The 16,568-nt window shown below is 70.9% G+C and carries 15 protein-coding genes; 7 read left to right on the top strand and 8 right to left on the bottom strand.

The window, feature by feature from the left end; translation table 11 throughout:
• Nucleotides 1–13: 13 nt before the first annotated feature.
• Together AABA78_RS01500 and AABA78_RS01495 are read right to left on the bottom strand one after the other, a co-directional pair.
• Nucleotides 14–532, bottom strand: a complete 519-nt coding sequence (locus tag AABA78_RS01500) for an NADH-quinone oxidoreductase subunit C (RefSeq protein WP_120594655.1) — start codon at nucleotides 530–532, stop codon at nucleotides 14–16.
• 173 nt (nucleotides 533–705) lie between these two features.
• A complete protein-coding gene (locus AABA78_RS01495) occupies nucleotides 706–1,980 on the bottom strand; it encodes an adenylate/guanylate cyclase domain-containing protein (protein ID WP_338261308.1) in 1,275 nt (424 codons plus the stop codon).
• A 156-nt stretch (nucleotides 1,981–2,136) separates the two neighbouring features.
• On the opposite strand from AABA78_RS01495, the gene AABA78_RS01490 reads away from it, so the two are divergent.
• Nucleotides 2,137–4,311 carry a sulfatase-like hydrolase/transferase gene (locus tag AABA78_RS01490; RefSeq protein WP_338261307.1) on the top strand — a complete coding sequence of 725 codons (2,175 nt, stop codon included), beginning with the start codon at nucleotides 2,137–2,139 and terminating at the stop codon, nucleotides 4,309–4,311.
• Nucleotides 4,301–4,669 carry a hotdog domain-containing protein gene (locus AABA78_RS01485; protein ID WP_171419998.1) on the top strand — a complete coding sequence of 123 codons (369 nt, stop codon included), beginning with the start codon at nucleotides 4,301–4,303 and terminating at the stop codon, nucleotides 4,667–4,669. Before AABA78_RS01490 ends, AABA78_RS01485 begins: the two co-directional genes overlap by 11 nt.
• Nucleotides 4,670–4,754: 85 nt before the next feature.
• Here the strand turns inward: AABA78_RS01485 and AABA78_RS01480 are convergent, their stop codons facing one another.
• Nucleotides 4,755–5,318 (bottom strand): NADH-quinone oxidoreductase subunit B, encoded by a 564-nt coding sequence (locus tag AABA78_RS01480; protein ID WP_171420001.1) that lies wholly within the window; start codon nucleotides 5,316–5,318, stop codon nucleotides 4,755–4,757.
• A gap of 9 nt (nucleotides 5,319–5,327) precedes the next feature.
• A complete protein-coding gene (locus AABA78_RS01475; RefSeq protein WP_014398096.1) occupies nucleotides 5,328–5,696 on the bottom strand; it encodes an NADH-quinone oxidoreductase subunit A in 369 nt (122 codons plus the stop codon).
• Between the two features lie 286 nt (nucleotides 5,697–5,982).
• Here AABA78_RS01475 and AABA78_RS01470 point away from each other — a divergent pair, with 286 nt between their 5' ends.
• Nucleotides 5,983–7,527, top strand: a complete 1,545-nt coding sequence (locus tag AABA78_RS01470) for a methyl-accepting chemotaxis protein (RefSeq protein ID WP_338261306.1) — start codon at nucleotides 5,983–5,985, stop codon at nucleotides 7,525–7,527.
• Between the two features lie 12 nt (nucleotides 7,528–7,539).
• Here AABA78_RS01470 and AABA78_RS01465 read toward each other — a convergent pair whose 3' ends face one another.
• The gene (locus AABA78_RS01465) at nucleotides 7,540–8,370 is read right to left on the bottom strand and encodes a PHP domain-containing protein (RefSeq protein WP_171437840.1); all 831 of its coding nucleotides are present in this window, start codon (nucleotides 8,368–8,370) and stop codon (nucleotides 7,540–7,542) included.
• A 196-nt stretch (nucleotides 8,371–8,566) separates the two neighbouring features.
• Here AABA78_RS01465 and AABA78_RS01460 point away from each other — a divergent pair, with 196 nt between their 5' ends.
• From AABA78_RS01460 to AABA78_RS01450, 3 genes are all read left to right on the top strand, one after another.
• Nucleotides 8,567–9,790, top strand: coding sequence for a deoxyhypusine synthase family protein (locus AABA78_RS01460; protein ID WP_171420007.1), 1,224 nt, complete (start codon nucleotides 8,567–8,569; stop codon nucleotides 9,788–9,790).
• Between the two features lie 47 nt (nucleotides 9,791–9,837).
• Nucleotides 9,838–10,266, top strand: a complete 429-nt coding sequence (locus AABA78_RS01455; RefSeq protein ID WP_338261305.1) for an OsmC family protein — start codon at nucleotides 9,838–9,840, stop codon at nucleotides 10,264–10,266.
• Between the two features lie 123 nt (nucleotides 10,267–10,389).
• On the top strand, nucleotides 10,390–10,917 hold the full coding sequence (locus AABA78_RS01450; RefSeq protein ID WP_338261304.1) for a hypothetical protein: 528 nt from the start codon (nucleotides 10,390–10,392) through the stop codon (nucleotides 10,915–10,917).
• Here AABA78_RS01450 and speA read toward each other — a convergent pair whose 3' ends face one another.
• Nucleotides 10,918–12,924 carry a biosynthetic arginine decarboxylase gene (gene speA, locus AABA78_RS01445; protein WP_171420014.1) on the bottom strand — a complete coding sequence of 669 codons (2,007 nt, stop codon included), beginning with the start codon at nucleotides 12,922–12,924 and terminating at the stop codon, nucleotides 10,918–10,920.
• Between the two features lie 236 nt (nucleotides 12,925–13,160).
• Here speA and clpX point away from each other — a divergent pair, with 236 nt between their 5' ends.
• Complete coding sequence (gene clpX, locus AABA78_RS01440; protein ID WP_171420015.1) at nucleotides 13,161–14,237, top strand: ATP-dependent Clp protease ATP-binding subunit ClpX; 1,077 nt, start codon at nucleotides 13,161–13,163, stop codon at nucleotides 14,235–14,237.
• Here the strand turns inward: clpX and AABA78_RS01435 are convergent.
• Nucleotides 14,227–14,991 carry a CvpA family protein gene (locus tag AABA78_RS01435; RefSeq protein ID WP_338261303.1) on the bottom strand — a complete coding sequence of 255 codons (765 nt, stop codon included), beginning with the start codon at nucleotides 14,989–14,991 and terminating at the stop codon, nucleotides 14,227–14,229. The genes clpX and AABA78_RS01435 overlap by 11 nt on opposite strands.
• Before the next feature lie 21 nt (nucleotides 14,992–15,012).
• Nucleotides 15,013–16,116 (bottom strand): J domain-containing protein, encoded by a 1,104-nt coding sequence (locus AABA78_RS01430; RefSeq protein WP_338261301.1) that lies wholly within the window; start codon nucleotides 16,114–16,116, stop codon nucleotides 15,013–15,015.
• Nucleotides 16,117–16,568 lie beyond the last annotated feature (452 nt).

The raw sequence follows: 16,568 nt of genomic DNA, 5'->3' as shown, positions 1-16,568 counted from the left end.
GGGGAGGTCTCGATCAGGCGACGCCGCTAGTGCCGGGGCCGCGGAAGATGTCCTTGATGGGGCGCTCGGGGATCAGCGGCTGGCGGTCGCGCAGCGCGTAGTCCTTGCGCAGGGGGTGACCCTGGAACTCGTCGTACAGCAGGATGCGGCGCAGGTCCGGGTGGTCCGTGAAGCGGATGCCGTAGAAGTCGAACACCAGCCGCTCCCACCAGTTCGCGCCGCGGTACAGCGGCGTGAGGGAGGGAAGCTCCGGGCGGGTCTCCGTCACGCGCACCTTCAGGCGCACGTGCTCCTTCCGCTTGAGCGAATAGAGGAAGTAGACGACCTCGAAGCGCGGATCACTCTCCGCCAGGTGCAGGCGGTCCACGGCGTCCGCGGAGCCGAACAGCTTGAAGTCCAGCTCGGGATCCATCTTCAGGAAGGTGGCGACCTTCGGCAGCCACTCCGCATGGATGACGGCCCAGGCTCCGCCAGCGCGGTCGACATAGCGCTCCGCGACCGCCTCGGGAAACTGGGCGGCGACCCGGTCCAACGCGAAAATGCTCAAGGGGGGCCTCGATCTACGACAGAGGAAACCGCGGCTTTATAAGGACCGTTCGCGTGAGGCGTCAACGTAAACCCTCAACCATGTAGGCCACTTAGGTGGTCCAGTAGCCCGGCATCGCGATCCACCCCCTGCCTGCCTGGGCCCGGGGACCGGAAAGCTCAGGCCGCCACGTCCGGCCCCAGCACCGGGGCGCCCTCGGCGGGCTCGGGGATGAAGGTCACCACGGGCTGGCTCTTGCCGGGGACGAGCGCGGTGGGGGCAGGGGCCCAGCGGAAGGCGTCGCCCGCCTGCTCGCGGGTCGCCTGGGAGACGAGCACCGGCACCCCGAAGCCCTTGGTCAGCCGCTCGATGCGGTTGGCCAGGTTCACCGTGTCACCGATGGCCGTGTACTCCAGGCGCCGGAACGGCGAGCCGATGTTGCCCAGCACCACCGGCCCGGAGTGGACGCCCACGCCCATGCGCAGGCCTGCCTGGCCCCGGGCGGCGCGCTCGGCGTTGACGGCCTCCAGCTCCCGCACCATCTCCAGCGCGCACCGGGTGGCGCTCCGGGCGTGGTGGGCGTCCGGCAGCGGGGCGCCGAAGTACACCATCAGTGCGTCCCCGATGAACTTGTCGAGCGTCCCGCCGTGGCGGAACACCACCTCGACCATGCGGCCGTAGTACTCGTTGAGGATGGTGACCACCTCCTCGGGGGGCAGCCGTTCGCTCAGCGAGGTGAAGTCGCGCACGTCCGCGAAGAGCACGGACACCTCGCGCAGCTCCGGGGCGGGGGAGTCCCTGTCCTGGAGGCGCTCGGCGACGGCGGGGGAGAAGTAGCGGCCCAGGCGGGCGCGCTGGAGCTCCTCCTGGGTGACGGCGGCGGACAGCAGGCGGATGCGCTGGAGGAGCCGGGCCGCGCCCGCGGCCGTCATGGCCAGCATCACCGCGCCGGCCACCTGCGCCCCCCCTCCGATGGAGGCCTGCCGCTGGAGCTCCACCTCCGCCAGGATGGCGACGAGCGTGACGAGCTGGGTGACGGGCCGGCGCAGGCTCAGCGCGGACAGGAGGACGAGCGCCGCGAAGATGCCCAGCGTGAAGCCGGCCACGCCGCCAGGGGAGGGGGACACCGGCAGCGCCAGGTGCTGGAGCCAGTAGACGGCGGGCACGTCCACGAACGCGACGGACAGCGACGCCCAGCGGGCGATGCGCGTGGAGGCCGTCACCGCCACGGCCACGGCCGTGGTGCACACGAGGTACAGCGCGAAGGGCGCCAGGTAGACGTCCCAGTCGTGCAGCCCGCGCACCCGGCCCAGGTACACGGCCATGGTGAACAGCACGCCCACCGCGCCCAGCCGGACCCACGCCAGGTGCCGTCCATTGGACTGGCGCTCCACGTCGAGCGCGCGGCGCACGGACTCCTGCAGGGTATCGCTGGGCGCGGCGCTGGATGACATGACGGTGGCCCCCGGTCCTGGGAGGGCATCGCTTGGTAACAGTCCGGGCGCCATCTTGCACTGCCAGTGCAGCGCAAGCACGTCACGCTCTTCCAGAAAGCCTGGTGGAATACAGAGTTGGCGCCCCAATGCCCGGCCGGGGTAGACGCTGGGGGCATGTCCGTGCGGTCCGTCGCCTCCTTCCTCCGTGCCACTTCGGGGCGTCTGGCCCTGGGCGCCCTGCTGGGACTGTTGCTCTTCGCCGCCGAGACGGCTTGGCTGCTCAAGGCGGGCGTGGTGGGCGTGGACATCCCGCTGGACGGCCCCTACGCGGCGCTGGCGGCGGCGGTCCGGCCGCTGCTGCCCGGCGTCATCCTGCGCGTGGCCGCCGTGTACGCGGTGGCGGGCGGGCTGCTGGGGCTCGCCGCGGCGGTGCTGGCCCGGGCCTGGACGCGGCGGGGCGGGTGGGTGGCGCTGGCGGTGATGGTGCCGCACTGGCTGGGGCTGCTGCTGTTCTGGGCGTGGGACCGGGCGCTGGCGCGGCCCGCGCTCTTCGACGACCTGCCGGCGGCACGGCCGGTGCTGGCGTGGCTGGTGGATCACGGCGAGCCGTGGCAGGCGCGCGCGGCTGCCGGGGTGTGGGTGGCGGTCCATCTGGCCGTGCTGGCGGTGCGCGGGGTTCGGGCGCCGCGCCGGCTCGACGGCCCCGGGGCCCGGTGGGTGGAGCGCGTTTCGGGGGCGGTGGTGGTGGGCGCCGTCGTGGTGCTGGCGGTGGCGCTGACGGTGCGGCGCCCGGGGATTGCCGTCCGGCAGCCGCTGGTGGTGCTCATCGGCATCGACGCGTTCCGGCCGGACCGGCTGGGCGCGACGGGGCACGGGGTGGCGCCCCATGTGGAGCGCTTCCTCCAGGACGCCACGCTCTTCACGCAGGCCTATACGCCGGTGGCGCAGACGGAGCCCGCGTGGCGCTCGCTGCTCACCGCGCGGTGGCCGTACCGCACGGGCGTGCGCTACCCGCTGACGTCCGACGCGCGGCTCGTGCTGGCGCCCACCTTCGCGCAGCGCTTCGCGGACGCGGGATGGCGCACGGTGTTCGCGACGGACTGCTCGCGCTTCCACTTCGAGGGCCCCGCCTCCGGCTTCGCCACGCGCTGGCAGCCTCCGCGCGGCGCGCTCAACTTCGCGCTGGAGAAGCTGCGCTACCGGGCGCTGGGCCTCTTCGCGGACAACCCGGCGGGCGCCGCGTGGGTGCCCGAGTTCATCGACAACCGCGCGCTGGCCGGCATCCATGACCCCATGGGCTATGCGCGGCGGCTGTCGGACGGGCTGCTGGCGGAGGCGGGGGAGGGGCCGCTGCTCTTCGCCTTCCACGCCACGGCCGCGCACTTCCCGGGCGACCCGGTGTATCCGTTCTACCGTCGCTACGTGGCCGCGTCCGAGCCGCTGGAGCGCCGGCTGCGCATGCACTTCGCCCCGGTGTCGCCGGGCGCGAAGGGCGCGTGGAGCCGCGAGGGCGCGGAGGGGCTCTACGACGAGCTGCTCGCGCAGGCGGACGCGCAGGTGGGCACGCTGCTGGACGCGCTGCGGGCCTCCGGGCGCTACGACGACGCGCTCATCGTGCTGATGTCCGACCACGGCGAGAGCTTCCACGCGGACCGGCCGGACCTGGCGGGCGCGACGTCCGTGCACGGCGCGCGGCTGGGTGAAGAGGAGAACCGCATCCTGCTCGCGGTGAAGCCGCCCGGCGGACGCGGCGTGGGCCCCGCCCGGGTGGACGCGCTGGCGCGGCTGGTGGACGTGGGCCCCACGCTGCTGGAGCTGTCCGGCCTGTCCGCGCTGCCAGAAGCGGACGGAGCGTCGCTCGGGCCGCTGTTGCGTGGCGAAGGCCGTCCGCTGGCGCCGCTGTACGCGGAGACGGGCTACACGCACGTGAGCCCGGAGGTCTTCGACGCGGGCCACTGGCCGGGCGCGCCGCGCACCTTCGACGCGTACCGCCTGCGCCCGGACGGCGTGGTGGAGATGGGCGACGCCGCGGACGCGGCGGTGCTGCGTGAGAAGGACACCGGGGCCTTCGACGGCGAGCGCTGGGTGGTGGATCGGCCGCAGGCGGACGGCAGCGTGCGGCGCACCTGCACGGGGGACTGTGAAGGGGCGGACGCGCGAGCGCTGGCGGACTGGCTGGATGACGCTCGGGAGCGCGCGCCGGAGTCCGTCTCACGTAGAGTCGCCGGCCATGTCGACGACCGAAACAGCCCCCGGCCTCCAGGAAACGTACGCCCCCCACAACGCCTGCTTCGGGTGTGGCCCGGCCAACCCGAAGGGGCTGCGCATCCGCAGCCGCGTGGAGGGTGACCTCGTCGTCGCGGACTGGACGCCCGAGGAGCACCACCAGGCGTTCCCGGGCGTGCTTAACGGCGGCATCATCGGCGCGCTGCTGGACTGCCACTGCAACTGGACGGCGGCGTACCACCTGATGAAGGCGCAGGGCGCGGCCACGCCCCCGTGCACCGTCACCGCCGACTACGCCATCGTGCTCAAGCGCCCCACGCCCATGGGCCGCGTGCACCTGTCCGCGAAGCCGGTGTCGATTGAAGGCGACCGCGTCGTCGTCGAAGGCACCCTCACCGGCGAGAACGGCAAGGTGACGGCCACCTGCCGGGGCACCTTCGTCGCGGTGAAGGAAGGCCACCCCGCGTACCACCGCTGGTAGGGGCCAGGAACGCCTCGGGCCCCGTCACCGGCCTCTTCGTGAGAGGCGGCGCGGGGCCCGTGCGGTGAAGCAGTAGCGCTTCGGACTACTTGCCGGCGGCGAGCATGCGGGCGTGGTGCTCCGCGGTCTCGTTGGGCTGGCCGGGGTCGCGCAGCCGGTGCACCTGGTTGCCGATCTTGTCCTGCAGCAGCATCAGGCCGTCCAGCACCTGCTCCGGACGCGGCGGGCAGCCGGGGATGTAGACGTCCACCGGGATGATGCGGTCGATGCCCTGGAGCACCGCGTAGTTGTCGTAGAAGCCGCCCGACGACGCGCACACGCCGAAGGCCACGACCCACTTGGGCTCGGTCATCTGCTCGTAGACGCGCTTGAGGATGGGGGCCTGCTTCAGGTTGATGGTGCCCACCACCATCAGCAGGTCCGCCTGGCGCGGCGAGAAGCGGGGGAACTCCGCGCCGAAGCGCGAGATGTCGTGCCGGCTGGCCGCCACGGACATGTACTCCATGCCGCAGCACGCGGTGGCGTACGGGTAGGTGAACAGCGAGTACTTGCGGGCCCAGCCCAGGCCCTTGGACACCAGCTTCTGGAAGAAGCCCATGGCTTCGTCCCGGCGGGTGGTCATGATCGGAGCGATGTCGGTGTCAGCCATGGCGTAGTCTCAGCTCTCCCAGTCGAGAGCGCCCTTCTTCCAGACATAGATAAGGCCCACGACCAGGGTCGACGCGAAAACCAGCATCTCCACGTAGCCGAACCAGCCGAGCGCCTGGAAGTTCACCGCCCAGGGGTACAGGAACACCGCTTCCACGTCGAACACGATGAAGAGCAGCGCGATGACGTAGAACTTCACGGCGAAGCGCTGGCGAGCGGGGCCGCTCGACTCGGAGCCTGCTTCGAAGGGGGCCGACTTGGTGCTGCTCGGGCGCTTGGGGCCCAGCCGGGTGGTGACCTGGGGGATGATCATCCCGAGGACGCCGGCCAGCAGGAGCACCACCGCCATCGGCAGGTACGGTGCGAGGGGTGTAGTCATCGGGCGCGGACCCTAACGACACCGCTGGCGTCGTGTCAAAGGGAAACACCCCCGCCCAGGGCCCGCCAACCCCTTGAGAAGACGGCCGAAATGCCGGGCCCATCAGGCGCCCTCATCCGGCGGGCCCGCCCCGCCCGGACGCCTGCCGGTGCGAGGGGGGCCTGGATCATCCCGCGCGCCTGACCGCCCGACCTCCCCGGGGCCGGTTTGACGCTGTGGGGAGCGCACGCCTAGCGTCAGCGGGCTGTCCCGTGGTTTTGCGCTCATCGCCTGGGGAGTCGTCGACATGTGGGGCCGGCTGACCTTGCGGATGCAGGTGGCGATCGCGGTGCTGCTCCCGTGCCTCGCGGTGGTGTTCTTCAGCGGGGCGTACTTCCCCGCCCGCCAGGAGGCCGCGGGCATGGAGGTCCTGGGTGAGCGGGCCATGACGCTGGGGACGCTGGTGGTGCGCCACCCCTGGCTCGCGCTGCCGGACACCGCGCCGGACGCCCGCATGCGGCGCGAGGAGGTGTTCTCCCAGGTGGAGTCCGGTGGCTTCACGCTGAACTTCCAGGAGCTGACCCGCGCGGACGGCAGCGTCATCGCCGCGCGGGGCCGGGTGCCGGAAGGGCCGCCCCAGCCAGCCCAGCTCACGCCGGGTGCGTGCACGGTGGCGCGGCTGCGTGAGGAGGTCGTCGTGCGCTGCGAGAGCGACGGCCGCGTGTACCGCGCGGGCTTCGGCACCCACGAGGTGAAGGCCGCGCTGGCGGCGACGGAGGGCTATTCGCTCATGGGCTACCTGGGCGCCGCGGTGCTGGGCCTGGGGCTGGCGGTCATCATCAGCCGCGCCATCGCGGACCCCGTGTCGCGCGTCACGCAGGTGGCTCGCGAGGTGGCCCGGGGCGACGTGTTCCGGGGCGAGCTGGACGTGTCCGCCGCCGGCGAGGTGCGGCAGATGGCCACCTCCTTCAACGAGATGCTGGGCACGCTGCGCGCCACGGTGATGGAGCTCGTCACCCGCACCGAGCAGCTGTCCAGCGCGTCGCGTGGCCTGATGGGCGCCTCCGCGGATCAGGAGCACGTCATCAGCCAGCAGGCCGCGTACGCGCAGCAGATCGCCGCCACGTTCGAGGAACTCTCCCGCACCGCCGAGCAGATCTCCTCCTCCACGGAGGTGGTGGAGTCCAGCGCGCGGCGCACCCATGACGCGGTGGCGGAAGCGATGGCGGTGGTGGCGCAGGTGGTGGGCGGCATCAACGACATCCGCACGGAGTCCAAGGGCGTGGCGGACGCCATCGTGGGGCTGAACAAGGACCTGCAGCAGGTCTCCAAGATCGCCCAGGTCATCAACCAGGTGGCGGAGCGCAGCGACCTCCTGGCGCTCAACGCGGCGCTGGAGGGCACCAAGGCGGGCGACGTGGGCCGGGGCTTCTCCCTGGTGGCCGCGGAGATGCGCAAGCTGGCGGAGAACGTGTCCGCGTCCGCGCGCGACATCGCCCGCATCGTGGAGAAGGTGCAGGACTCCGGCGAGGAGGCCGCGTCCAAGGCCCGCGTGGGCATGGCCACGAGCGACCGCGGGGTGGAGGTGGCCGAGCAGGCCTCCGCCGTCTTCCTGCGCATCGTGGAATTGGCGCGCGGCACCAGCGAGGCGGCGCGGCAGATCACCATCGCCACCCGCCAGCAGCGCCAGTCCAGCGAGCAGGCCGTGCAGGGCGCCCGCAACGTGGCGGACCTGGTGAAGCAGGGCGTGGACGCCACCGGCCGCACCACGCGCATCGCCCAGGACCTCCAGTCCGTGGCCGAAGGGCTCACCGCCGTCACGAGCCGCTTCAAGGCCCAGCCCCGGTCCTGACGCCGGTCCTGATCAGGCGGGCTGCGACGACGGGGCGCGGGCGCGCAGCTTCTGGAACTGCTCCAGGGGCATGGCCGCGACGCCCAGGCGGTGGTCGGGCGCCACCGCCTCGCCGTGGAAGTCGCTGCCGAAGGTGGGCACCAGGTCGAACTCCGCCGCGAGCGCCAGGTACTTCTGCCGCACGGTGGGGTTGTGGTCCACGCTGAGCACCTCCAGGCCGGACAGCCCGGCCTTGGCCAGCGCTTGGATCTCCGGGCGCTCCATCTTGGAGGAGCCGGGGTGGGCGAGCGTCGCGGTGCCGCCCGCGTTGCGGATGAGCCGGATGGCCTCCGCGCCGTCCAGCTTGAAGCGCTCCACCCACGCCGCGCGGCCCGTGCCCAGGAAGCGGTCGAACGCGGCCTTCATGTCCAGGCACCAGCCCTGCTCCACCAGCACCCGCGCCAGGTGGGGCCGCCCCAGCTGCGCGTCCCCGGCCACCTTGCGCACCTGCTCCATGCGCACCGGGAAGCCCAGGTTGCGCAGGCGGGCCACCATCGCCTCCATGCGCCGGGTGCGCTCGTCCCGCAGCCGGTCCGCGAAGCGCGCCAGGTCCGGGTCCTCCGGGCGCAGGAAGTGGCCCAGGATGTGGGCCTCCTTGCCGTAGACGAAGGCGGACAGCTCGATGCCGGGGACCAGCTCCAGGCCGTGGGCGAGGGCCGCCTGCCTTGCCTCGTGGAGCCCCGCCACCGTGTCGTGGTCCGTCACGGCCAGGACGGTGACGCCCGCGGCGGCGGCGCGCGCCACCAGCTCCGAGGGCGGGTACTGGCCGTCACTGGCGGTGGTGTGCGAATGCAGGTCGATCACGGCGGTGGGACCCTCCGGAGGGCGGCGAGGGGGGCACTCTTACGCCATGTCCCCATGGGAAGGGGCCGGAAGAGCGGGCCCTGTGTGAATCCGCACGGCACGGGGTTTCTTCCTGTCGGGTGGAGGCCCCTTGGGGAGGGACGGAGCTGAAGGCGGGCCTCCCCTTGGCAGGCAGGCGGTGTTAGATCGCCGCGCCATGGCCAAGACCCCGACCCCGAAGAAGTCCTCCCTTCGCGCTGCCTACGCGAACGCGCGCAAGGCGGATCCGCGCCCCATCACCGGCAAGGAGAAGCCGGCGGAGCTGCTCGCGCACGCGTTCAGCGCCTACGTGGGCCGGCAGGAGCGCACCGCGTTCGAACTGATGCAGCAGTCCGTGCAGCAGGACGCGTCCATCTTCCTCACGCTGTCCGGCGCCATGACGCCCGCGGGCCTGCACCAGTCCTGCCTCATCCCGCTGGTGGAGAAGGGCATCATCTCCGCCATCACCACCACGGGCGCCAACCTCTACCACGACGCCCACCGCATCATCGGCCACGGCATCCGCGAGGTGAACCCCAACGCGGGCGACCTCCAGTACCGCCTGGCGCGCATCATCCGCATCTACGACCTGGGCTTCTGGGAGGAGGCGCTGCTCGACACCGACCGCCTCTTCTCCGCCATCCTCCGCCAGCCGGAGTTCCAGAAGAAGATGACCACGCCGGAGTTCCACTACCTCCTGGGCAAGGCCATCCACGGCATCGAGAAGCAGCTGGGCGTGAAGCAGCCGTCGCTCCTGTCCACCTGCTACAAGCACGGCGTCCCCATCTGGGTGGGCGCGGTGCAGGACGGCTCCATCTTCCTCAACGTCGTGAAGCTCAAGCGCCTGCTGGGTGACGAGTTCAAGTTCGAGCTCGACATCAACGACGACGTCTATTCCATGGCCGCGATGCAGCACTACTGCCGCCACCACGGCAGCGGGAAGCTGGCCATCTGGATCCTGGGCGGCGGCGTGCCCAAGAACTACACGCTTCAGGGCGAGCCGCTGCTGGATCAAATCCTCAACGTCCCCACGTCGGGCTTCGACATCGACGTGCAGTTCTGCGTGGACCCGGTGGACAACGGCGCGCTGTCCAGCTGCCCGGCCGGTGAGGGCCACACCTGGGGCAAGGTGTCCGTGGAGGCGGTGGAGACGGGCTCCATGTACGTGCACTGCGACGTGACGGCGGTGTTCCCGTGGCTCACGCACGCGTTGTTCAGCGAGCCCAAGAACAAGCGCAAGCCGATGCGCCTGATGGACAAGATGGGCGACGCGGTGAAGTTCCTGGACGCGGACGTCAAGAAGCGCAGCAAGGCGTTGATGAAGACGCTGGACTGGAGCGTCGAGGAAGCCGAGCCCTCGTCCGAAGAGGACGCGAAGGCCCACGACAGCTTCGTGCGTTAGACGGCAGTCCTTTCTTTTCCCAGGCTCGAAGTCCCAAGGAGACGGTGATGGCCCAGCAGCCCGCGACCGGTGTGGTGATGTCCCTGGTGAGTGCTCCCCAGCTGAAGACGCAGGTGACGCACGGCCCGTCCGGCGCGACGCTGCCCACGGAGGCGCCGAAGGACAACGGCGGCACCGGCGGCAGCTTCTCCCCCACGGACCTGGTGGCCACGGCGCTGGCGTCCTGTGTCGTGACGACCATGCACCTGATGGCCGGCAAGGAGGGCATCAGCCTGGGCGAGGTCCGCGCGACGGTGGAGAAGCGGATGACCCCGCCGCCGCGCAAGATTGGCGAGCTGGTGCTGTCCATCCTGATGCCGGCCGGCCTCACGAAGGAGCACCGCGCCATGCTGGAGAAGATCGCCCACGAGTGTCCCGTGGCGCGCAGCCTGCACCCGGACGTGAAGGTGACGGCGTCGTTCGGCTATCCGGACTGAAGCAGCCGGACCGGGGCTCGGAAGGACGCCTGCCCTCCGAGCCCCGTTGACCGCGTGCGGTAAGCGGGCGCCGTGCCCACCCTCGTGAGGTTCGTTCGACGCCTCGGGGGAGGGGCATCCGGCATGAATGTGAAGCGACTGGGCATCTACCTGAACGACCACCTGCTGGGCTCCACCGTGGGCCTGGATCTCGCGAAGCGGACGGAGCGCGAGAACCGCAGCAACCCGGTGGGGCAGTACCTGGCCACGCTCATCCCGCTCATCGAGCAGGACCGCGCCACGCTGCTGACCGTGATGTCCGCGCTGGACGTCCGGGTGGATCCGCTGAAGGTGGGCGGCGCGTGGCTCACGGAGAAGCTGTCGCGCCTGAAGCTCAACGGCTCCCTGCTGCGCTACTCGCCCTTGAGCCGGCTGGTGGAGCTGGAGGGGCTCTGCGTGGGCTCCCACGGGCGCGTGTCCCTGTGGAGGAGCCTGGAGAAGGTGGCCCCGAAGGAGCCGCGGCTGGCGAAGTTCGACTTCGCCTTCCTCGCCGAGCGCGCCGACGGGCAACTGGAGACGCTCCAGACGCTGCGGCTGCGCGCGACGGACGCCGCGTTCAGCGACACCTCCGTCGAGACCGGCGAACAGGCACCGGTCCCGACGGAAGCGTGATCAGGTCCCCGAGGGGGAGACGGGGCTGCGCGCCCCGTTCTCCGGCCCGGGCAGCAGGCGCAGCTGGCTGGCGGAGGTGAACGTCGCGTCCACCTCCCGCTCCAGGTACGTGTAGCCGGACAGGCCGTCCTCGTAGACGCGCAGCAGGTTGCGCGACTCGTCCAGGGTGATGCGCCCCTGGCGCAGCGCCAGCTCCGTGAACTTGCGCAGCTTCGCGACCAGGTCGTCCTTGTTGTAGCTCACGTAGTTGAGCACTTCCGTCACCGTGTCCCCGGCGACGACGTGGTCGATGAGGTAGCCGCCGCCCGGCGCCAGCGACACCTGCACCGTGTGCGTGTCCCCGAAGAGGTTGTGCAGGTCGCCCAAAATCTCCTGGTACGCGCCGACGAGGAAGATGCCCAGGTAGTAGTCGTCGCTGTTGAGCGCGTGCAACTCCAGCGCGTCCTTCACCTCGCGCTTGTCGATGAAGTGCTCGATCTTCCCGTCCGAGTCGCAGGTGATGTCCGCCAGCGTCGCGCGCCGGGTCGGCTTCTCCGCCAGACGGTGGATGGGCATCATCGGGAAGAGCTGATCAATGGCCCACGAGTCCGGCAGCGACTGGAACACGGAGAAGTTGCAGAAGTACGTGTCCGACAGCTGCTTCTCCAGCGCCTCCAGCTCCTCCGGAATCTCCCCGGCCTCGCGCGCCACGCGCAAAATCTTGTGGCAGATGGCCCAGTAGAGGTTCTCCGCCGCCACGCGCTGCTCCAGGGACAGGTGGCCCAGGGAGAACAGCTGGAGGCTCTCCTCCTTGGAGTCCTGCGCGTCGTGGAAGGCCTCGATGACGTTCTTGTTCGTGACCTCGCGGAACGTCGAATAGAGGTTGCGCACCACGGAGGGCGCCTTCTCGTCCACCTTGTCGGGCGTCTGCGACGGGTCGAACTCGCTGGTGCCCAGCACGTCCACCACCAGCACGGCGTGGTGCGCGACGACGGCGCGGCCGGACTCGGAGACGAGCGTGGGGTGTGGCACGCCCGCGCGGTCGCACGCCTCCATCACGCCGAAGACGACGTCGTTGGCGTACTCCTCCGTCGTGTAGTTCATGGAGGAGGCGAAGTTCGTCTGGGAACCGTCGTAGTCCACGCCCAGGCCGCCGCCCACGTCCAGGTACTTCAGCGGCGCGCCCTGGCGGGCCACCTCCACGTAGAAGCAGCCCACCTCGCGCAGCGCGTTCTTCACGTTGCGGATGTTGGAGATCTGGCTGCCCAGGTGGAAGTGCAGCAGCTCGAAGGAGGAGAGCAGGCCCGCGTCCTTCATGAAGCCGATGCAGGACATCAGCTCCGACGAGGACAGGCCGAACTTGGAGCGATCCCCGCCGGACGCCTCCCACTTGCCGGCGCCGCGCGTGGACAGCTTCACGCGCATGCCCAGCCGGGGGGTGATGCCGGTGCGGCGCGCCACCTCCGCGATGAGGGGCAGCTCGCTGGGCTTCTCCACCACCAGGATGACGTTGCGGCCCAGGCGCGAATAGAAGAGGGCCGTCTCGATGTACTCCTCGTCCTTGTAGCCGTTGCAGATGACGAGCGCGTCCTCGCTGTCCAGCAGCGCCATCACCGCGAGCAGCTCCGGCTTGCTGCCGGCCTCCAGGCCGTAGGTGAAGTCCTTGCCCGCCTCGATGATGGTCTCCACCACGTAGCGGTGCTGGTTCACCTTGATGGGGTACACGCCCCGGTACAGGCCCTTGTAGCCCTGATCCGCGATGGCCTTCTTGAACGCGTTGTTCAGGTGCACCACGCGGTGGCGCAGCACGTCCGTGAAGCGCAGGAGCAGCGGCAGGCCGATGCCCCGGCGGCGGACCTCGTCCACCAGCTCCTTGAGGTCCATGCTCGGAGCGGCGGGCCCGTCCGGGTGGACGCACACGTGGCCCTTGTCGTTGATGCCGAAGTAGGGCGAGCCCCAGTTGCGGATGCCGTACAGCTCATGGGCATCGGCCAGGGTCCAGCGGTGCTGAGGGGAGGGAGCGGCCATCGTTGTTTCGTGCCTCCGGTGGAGCGCGCGGCGAGGGGTGGAAACTCCCATGAACAGGGGAGGGGGGCCGGACTATCGGAAACGTCCCGGTCATTCAATAGCCGCCTGTTCGAGGAGCAGGCAGGCGAGCAGGGGCCCCATTCGCGGTGCTGGCCCTGGTGGGCCGGTCAGCATCCAATTCCTACCCTTCCTCCTAGGCAGCGCCGGGAGGCCGAGTGGAGAGAAGGGGAGGGTACATGGAGTCGTCCGCACGCAGGGAAGAGGCAGCGCCACTGACCCCGCGGGAGATCTTCGAGCGGCTGGATCGCTACGTCATCGGACAGGAAGCAGCGAAGCGGGCGGTGGCCATCGCCGCGCACAACCACCTCAAGCGCATCCAGGCGCGGCGGATGCGCCGGCAGTCCCTCATCAAGAAGTCCAACATCCTGCTCATCGGTCCCACGGGCAGCGGCAAGACGCACATCGCGCGCAACCTGGCGGAGATCCTCCAGGTCCCGTTCACCACCGTGGACGCCACCGAGTACACGGAGGCGGGCTACTACGGGAAGGACGTGGAGGTGATGGTGTCCGACCTGCTCTTCAAGGCGAACCACTCCGTGGAGGACACCCAGCGGGGCATCATCTTCATCGACGAGGTGGACAAGATCGCCCGCCGCACCCAGGGAGCGCGCAACGGCGCGGGCAGCCGCGACATCGGCGGTGAGGGCGTGCAGCAGTCGCTGCTGAAGCTGCTGGAGGGGCGCGAGGTGCACGTGCCCATGAACGTGACGCAGGCGTGGAACAAGAGCGACTTCGTGCAGGTGGACACGCGCGACATCCTCTTCATCTGCGCGGGCACGTTCAGCGACCTGCACGACTTCGGCGACGAGGGCGGCCGGGCCATGGGCTTCGGCGCGGACGCGCTCACGGCGAAGCGCAAGGAGAAGCGCATCTCCACGAAGCAGCTGGTGGACTTCGGGATGATGGCGGAGTTCCTGGGCCGCATGCCGGTGATGGTGCAGCTGGAGCGGCTGGGCGAGTCCGACCTGCTGCGCGTCCTCACCGAGCCGCCGGATGCCATCACCCGCGAGTTCAAGGAGCTGCTGTCGCTGGATGAGATTGAGCTGGAGTTCCCGGAGAGCGGCCTGCGGGAGGTGGTGCGCTACTCCATGTCGCGCGGGCTGGGCGCTCGAGGACTGCGTTCCATCCTGGAGCACGTGATGTCGGACATCATGTTCGAGGCGCCGGAGCGGCGGCACCGTCAGGTGACGGTGGACGCGGAGTTCGTGAAGGCCCGGCTCGCGAGCCTGGACGACGTGGAGCTCAACGCTTAGCGGGAGCCGGCCGTTCGGAGGCCCGGGCGGCGGCGCCCAGCCGTGCCGCCGCCTGCGGATCCTGGATGAGCTGGAGCACCACGTCGTTGCGCAACAGGGCCCGCGTGTCGCCGCGCTCCAGCGCGTCCTGCAGGTCCTGGTGTGACAGCGCGACCTGGAAGCGCGGGTCCTTGCGCAGGGCCTTGAAGGCCGGGTCGTCCTGGAGCTTCTTCGCCTTGGCGGGGTCGTGGGTGGCCTGGGCCACGCGGACCAGGTCCTCGAGCGGGGCGAACTGGGTCAGCTCGAAGAGGTTGAAGCGGCGGGACAGGTCGAAGGCCATGGAGTCCTTCGGGGCCACGCCCCAGCGCTTGCCGGCGATGACGACGTGCTGCTCCATGAAGGTGAGCGCGCTCAGGCAGACCCAGAACAGGGCCGCCATCTTCCCGCCGCCGAGGACGAAGCCCAGCGTGCGGTCCATGCCGCGCTCCTCCGGGTTCTTGCCGGAGAGGAAGCGCAAGAGCAGCGCGCCCAGGGCGTAGCGCACGGTGAGCCACGTCACGACGAAGAGGAGCACCGTTCCGAAGAGCGTGCCGATGAGCAGCGGCGAGCCCAGCGCGACGGCGAGCTTGGGGCCGGCGAGGGGCGCGAGCTTGCGGGAGACGAAGTAGCCCGCCGCGAGCCCCACGGAGTTGGCCACCTGCCGGGCGGCGCCGGAGAGGGCGCCGAGGATGCCGAAGAACAGCACCATGCCCAGGAGGATGAGGTCGATGACCATGGGTTGGGCTCCTGGGGGCCGCTAGCGGATCTTGAACGAGGAGTCGCCCTTGGACTTGTCCGCGGTCTGCTTCTGGGCTTCCGCGAGGGCTTCCTTGTAGCGGGCGTTGGAGGGCTCGTAGGTGAGCGCCATCTTGAGGTTGCGCTCCGCGGCGGACGGGTTGCCGGACTCCAGGTCCTTCTGGGCCTGCGTGTAGAACTGACGGCCCTTGGGGTGGGTGCCGATCTGCTCTTCCTGTTCCTTCTTCGCGGCGGCCTTGGTCTCGGACTCGGAGGCGTCGGTGAAGCGCAGCTTCTGCGCGCGGTCCGGGCCCGCGATGTCGGTGAGGTACTTCTTGCGCTTGGTGTCGTCGCGCAGGACGTAATAGGCCTCGGTGACGCGCTTGTAGAGCTCGTTCACCTGGTCCTTGAGGGCCTTGGACTCCAGGTGGAAGAAACGGTCCGGGTGGTAGACGCGGCTCTCCCGGTAGAAGGCCTTCTTGATGTCGCCGGGCGCGGCGGTGCGCTCCAGGCTGAGCAGCTCGAAGTAGTCCATCTGGTCGAGCTTCGCGCAGCGGGACTCCAGGTCCACGAGCTGCTCCGGGCTGAGGGCCGGGCCCTCGGAGGACGGAGGCGGCGGGGGCACGCTGGCGGCGGGAGGCCGGGGCGGGGCCACCGGGGGCGGCGTCAGCGGACGGGCGGATCCGGAGGGCGCCACGGCGGGCAGTGACGTGGTGGGCCGGTTGCCAGGGCGCGGCGGCGTGGGGCCCGCGGGAGCGATGGGCGGGACGACCTGCCCGACGGCGAGCACCGGCGGCGGCGTACCGGCGGGAGCGATGGAGGGCGGGCTGATCCGGAGCGCGACGGGAGGCGGCGTCACCGGGCCCACGGTGGGCACGGGGCGCGCGGCGGGCGGCACCGCAGCGGGAGGCCGGGCTCCGGCGGGAGCGATGGTGGGGACCGAGGGCGGACGGGCCGCCGGAGCCGTGGGGCTCAGGGGCTGCATGGTCGGCACGGCCGAGGGCGCGCGGGCCACGGGCGGCGGCGTCGGCATGGACGCGACGCCGGGCACCGCCGGAGGCATGGCGGGAGGCATCGCGGACGAAGCGCTCGCGGTGGGAGGAACGACCGGCGCGATGCGAGGCATCGACGCGGGCGCCCCGGGAGGCGTCACCGCGCCCACGGCAGGCGTCGCGGTGGTCGGCCGCGCGCTGGCGGGCGTTGCTGGAGCCTGGGGCGGAGCCACCGCTCCGACCGCTGGAATCGCGGAGACGGTGGGGCGTGCAGCGGCGGGCGTTGCTGGAGCCAGGGGCGGAGCCACGGCGCCGACCGCCGGAACCCCGGTGACGGTGGGGCGAGCAGCAGCGGGCGTTGCTGGAGCCTGGGGCGGAGCCACGGCGCCGACCGCCGGAACCCCGGTGACGGTGGGGCGAGCAGTGGCGGGCGTTGCTGGAGCCTGGGGCGGTGCCACCGCGCCGACGGCCGGAATCGCGGTGACAGTGGGGCGGGTCTGCGCGGTCGTCGCGGGAGGCGCGGATGCGACGCCGACGGACGGAACCCCGGACACCGTGGGCCGTGACGCGGCGGGAGTGCCCACCG

The organism is Corallococcus caeni (genome assembly GCF_036245865.1).
Classification (GTDB): Bacteria; Myxococcota; Myxococcia; order Myxococcales; family Myxococcaceae; genus Corallococcus; species Corallococcus caeni.
This window is presented reverse-complemented; position numbering and strand designations above follow the sequence as displayed.